This window comes from Phenylobacterium sp. (genome assembly GCF_036821595.1).
Taxonomy (GTDB): domain Bacteria; phylum Pseudomonadota; class Alphaproteobacteria; order Caulobacterales; family Caulobacteraceae; genus Phenylobacterium.
This window is the reverse complement of record NZ_DAISJG010000140.1, coordinates 1-3,418: the sequence shown is the minus strand read 5'-3', so window position 1 is coordinate 3,418 and position 3,418 is coordinate 1. Positions and strand designations below refer to the sequence as shown.

The following is a 3,418-nucleotide window of genomic DNA, read 5'->3' as shown; positions in this document are numbered from 1 at the left end:
CCCTCCCGCCGCTGCTGCCGCAGCGGGGGAGGTGCGGCGCCCGGGCGGGACCGGTGCGCCCGTCGACGAGTGACCCGCCTCCGTCTGAACGTCCGCCACGGGTCGATATCGGACCTTGCAGTCGCGCCTAGAAGCGGACCTAGGCTAAGCCTGTCTGGAAGCGCGGGCGAGTTTCTCCACAAGCCCGGCCGGGATCGGGCGGTCTGGTGAGAAGGTGACGCCGGTCTTCGTGGACTTCAGTCCGGCCGCCGCAATGTCGGCGCCATGCGCGATGATCGCGGAAGGCGCTAGGTAGAGACCGCACTGCTTGCTGAATGCCGCATAGCCGGCGACGATCGACTGCCCGATACGAAACCCAGGCATCTTGTAGGCGATGACTTCCTCAGCATCGGGCAAGACGCGCCTGAGCTGAGACCGCAACTCAGAGAGCGCGGGGCGAAGATGCTCCGGAGCCGCAGCGATGTAGGCGTCGTGGTCAGCAGACATGCGCAGCGCGGGCCTTCCAGTGCATGGCGTACAAGGCGATCGCTAATCGCCTCAGTTTCAGCGCACGGGACAAAAAGGATCAAGCACCTCCCGTGGGCTGGACAACCTCGCATCCCAACGTCCCGAACGGGTCGTCTCGCAGCGTCTGACCCAGCTTGGGTCCCGGCTTTCGCCGGGATGAGCGGGGGCTCGCGGCGGGGCCGCGGGCTCAGTACCTGCGCCAGGCCCAGGGGGGCGGGGCGGGGCGGTAGGCGTCCTGCTCGAGCTCCCAGGCGCGGCGGCGCTCGGCCTCCTCGAAGGCCTGGCGCTGGGCCTCGTAGGCGGCCTGCTGGCGGCGCGCGTCCTCCAGTTCGCGGCGGCGCTCGGCCTCGTCGACGAGGCGCCGGCGCTCGGCCTCGGCGGCCTCGGCCTGGGCGCGGGCGGCCTGCAGTTCGGCCTCGGCGACCGCCCGGCGGTGGGCCTCGTCGGCGGCGCGCTGCGCCTCGGCGGCCTGGGCCGCCTGCCGGGCGCGGGCGCGGGACGCGGCCTGGGCGCCGCAGGTCCGAAGGTCGGCGACGCCCTGTTCGGAACCGGCGAGCGAGACGCCCACCGGCTCGGCGGCCAGCCAGGCGATGTCGAGGGAGGATCCCTTGCGGAGCGCGGCTTCCGTCTCGGCGCTGAGCGTCATCTCGCCCACCGCGGGGTCGGCGGTGCGGGTCATCAGGTTCGAGAACCGCTTCTGGTCGATGCGGACGGCGAGGAAGGCCTGTTCCGGCAGGCCGTCGCGGGCGAAGCGCAGGCTGAGCCGCTCGCCGTCGGAGACCAGCTGGACGGGGGAGACGGCGCCGGAGCGGCCGGCCAGCTCCAGGTCGGTGCGGCAGAGGCCCTCGGCGGGGCTGACCACCCAGGCGACGGACGGGAAGGCCGCCACGGCCGGGGCCGCGGGCAAGGCCAGAGCCGGTCCAGCGAGCGCGCCGAGCACGGCGAGGCCCGCCGCTCCCGGAAGGATAGGCTTGAACACTTCAGCTCCGATCTGACACGCCCCGGGATCGTACGACGCCGACGCGGGCCTGACCAGCGACAGGCGGTCGCGGGCGCGCGGCGAACGCCGTTCGCGGGCGCTCGCGGGGGCGGGGGCGCAGGTGCTACGGTCCCGCTTCGAGAAACGAGAGGGAGGCGCTCCATGACGCGCAATCGACTGGTCCCCATCCTGGCCGCCCCGATCCTGGCTGCCCTGGCGCTGGGCGTCGCGGGCGCCGCGGCCGCCCAGGTCCCGGCCAATATCGCCACGGCGCTCGGCGACGCCGCCCGGCCGGCGGCGGACAGCGCCCGCGACGCGGCGCGCAAGCCCGGGGAACTTCTGGCCTTCGCCGGGGTGAGGCCGGGCGACAAGGTGGCCGACCTGATCATGGGCGGCGGCTACTTCACCCGCATCCTGGCCGCGGCGGTGGGGCCGAACGGCCACGTCCACGCCTATCAGCCGGCGGAGTTCATCCAGTACCAGGCGAGCTACGGCGAGAGCCTGAAGACGGTGGCGGGCGCGTACAGGAACGTGACGCCGCTGGACGCCAGCCTGCAGGCGCTGGACCTGCCCGATGGCCTGGACCTGGTGTTCACCAACCAGAACTACCACGACCTGCACCTGAAGCCGTTCCCGCAGGACACCGCGAGCAAGGTCAACGCCGAGATCTTCCGGTCCCTGAAGCCGGGCGGGGTCTACCTGATCGTCGACCACACGGCGGCGGCGGGCTCGGGGTTGGACGTCGCCGACAGCCTGCACCGGATCGATCCCGCCATCGTGCGCCGGGAGGTGGAGGCCGCCGGCTTCCGGTTCGAGGGCGAGAGCCCGCTGCTGAAGAGCACGGAGGACAAGGCCGGGACCAACGTCTTCGACCCCTCGGTGCGCGGAAAGACCGACCAGTTCGTGATGAAGTTCCGCAAGCCTTAGGCCACGGAGCAAGAAGAACCACGGAATACACGGAATACACGGAACAGGGCGGCGCTGACTGGCGGCGGCCTGCAGGGTTGTCGAGATCAACCGCGCGCCTACGGCGCGCAGTCGAACGCCGCGCGCTTCGGGGTAATGGCTCGCGTTCCGTGTGGTCCGTGTATTCCGTGGTTCCTTCCTGTGGCGCAGGGCCGTCTTCAAACCGTCGCAGATTTCGTCTAGTTTGGAAGTATGGAAACGAAATCGGCGGTAGGGACCCTGGGCGCGCTGGCGCACGAGGGGCGGCTGGGCGTCTTCCGGCTGCTGGTGCAGGCGGGCGGAGACGGGCTGGCGGCGGGCGAGATCGCCCGGCGGCTGGACGTGCTGCCCAACACCCTGTCGGCCAGCCTGAACGTGCTGGCCCACGCGGGCCTGGTCTCGTCGCGCCGTGACGGCCGCTCGATCATCTATTCGGCCAACTACGGGGCCATGCGCGAGCTGCTCGCCTTCCTGATGGAGGACTGCTGCGCGGGCGCGCCGGAGATCTGCGCCCCGCTGGCGGCCATCGCCGGCCAGGGCTGCGCCGCCGAAGCCGCTTCCGCCTGAAGGAGACCGCCGTGGCCGAGACGCCGACGGGCAAGACGTACAATGTGCTGTTCCTGTGCACGGGCAATTCCGCGCGCTCGGTGATCGCCGAGGCGCTGCTGAACCGCGAGGGCCGCGGCCGCTTCCGGGCCTATTCGGCGGGCTCGTTCCCCAAGGGGCAGGTCAATCCGCACGCCATTCCGATCGTGGAGAGCCTGGGCTTCAAGGCGGCCGACTTCCGCTCCAAGTCCTGGGACGAGTTCGCAACCCCGGACGCGCCGGAGCTCGACCTGATCATCACCGTCTGCGACGACGCGGCCGGCGAGGTGTGCCCGGTGTGGCCGGGCCAGCCGGTGACGGCGCACTGGGGAATCCCCGATCCCGCGGCGGCGACCGGCTCGGAGGCCGAGATCGGGGCCGCGTTCGGCGAGGCCACGCGGC

5 protein-coding genes are annotated in these 3,418 nt (G+C 71.7%); 3 read left to right on the top strand and 2 right to left on the bottom strand.

Annotated elements, in window-relative coordinates:
- Nucleotides 1-144: 144 nt before the first annotated feature.
- Nucleotides 145-486, bottom strand: a complete 342-nt coding sequence (locus tag V7Z97_RS19810; protein WP_334165261.1) for an iron chaperone — start codon at nucleotides 484-486, stop codon at nucleotides 145-147.
- Nucleotides 487-694: 208 nt separating this feature from the next.
- On the bottom strand, nucleotides 695-1,486 hold the full coding sequence (locus V7Z97_RS19805; RefSeq protein ID WP_334165258.1) for a hypothetical protein: 792 nt from the start codon (nucleotides 1,484-1,486) through the stop codon (nucleotides 695-697).
- Between the two features lie 162 nt (nucleotides 1,487-1,648).
- On the opposite strand from V7Z97_RS19805, the gene V7Z97_RS19800 reads away from it, so the two are divergent.
- From V7Z97_RS19800 to V7Z97_RS19790, 3 genes are all read left to right on the top strand, one after another.
- Nucleotides 1,649-2,413, top strand: coding sequence for a class I SAM-dependent methyltransferase (locus tag V7Z97_RS19800; RefSeq protein ID WP_334165257.1), 765 nt, complete (start codon nucleotides 1,649-1,651; stop codon nucleotides 2,411-2,413).
- 231 nt (nucleotides 2,414-2,644) lie between these two features.
- Nucleotides 2,645-2,998 (top strand): ArsR/SmtB family transcription factor, encoded by a 354-nt coding sequence (locus V7Z97_RS19795; protein WP_334165254.1) that lies wholly within the window; start codon nucleotides 2,645-2,647, stop codon nucleotides 2,996-2,998.
- A gap of 11 nt (nucleotides 2,999-3,009) precedes the next feature.
- Nucleotides 3,010-3,418, top strand: a 409-nt coding sequence (locus V7Z97_RS19790; RefSeq protein ID WP_334165252.1) for an arsenate reductase ArsC, incomplete at its 3' end; no start/stop codon positions are given.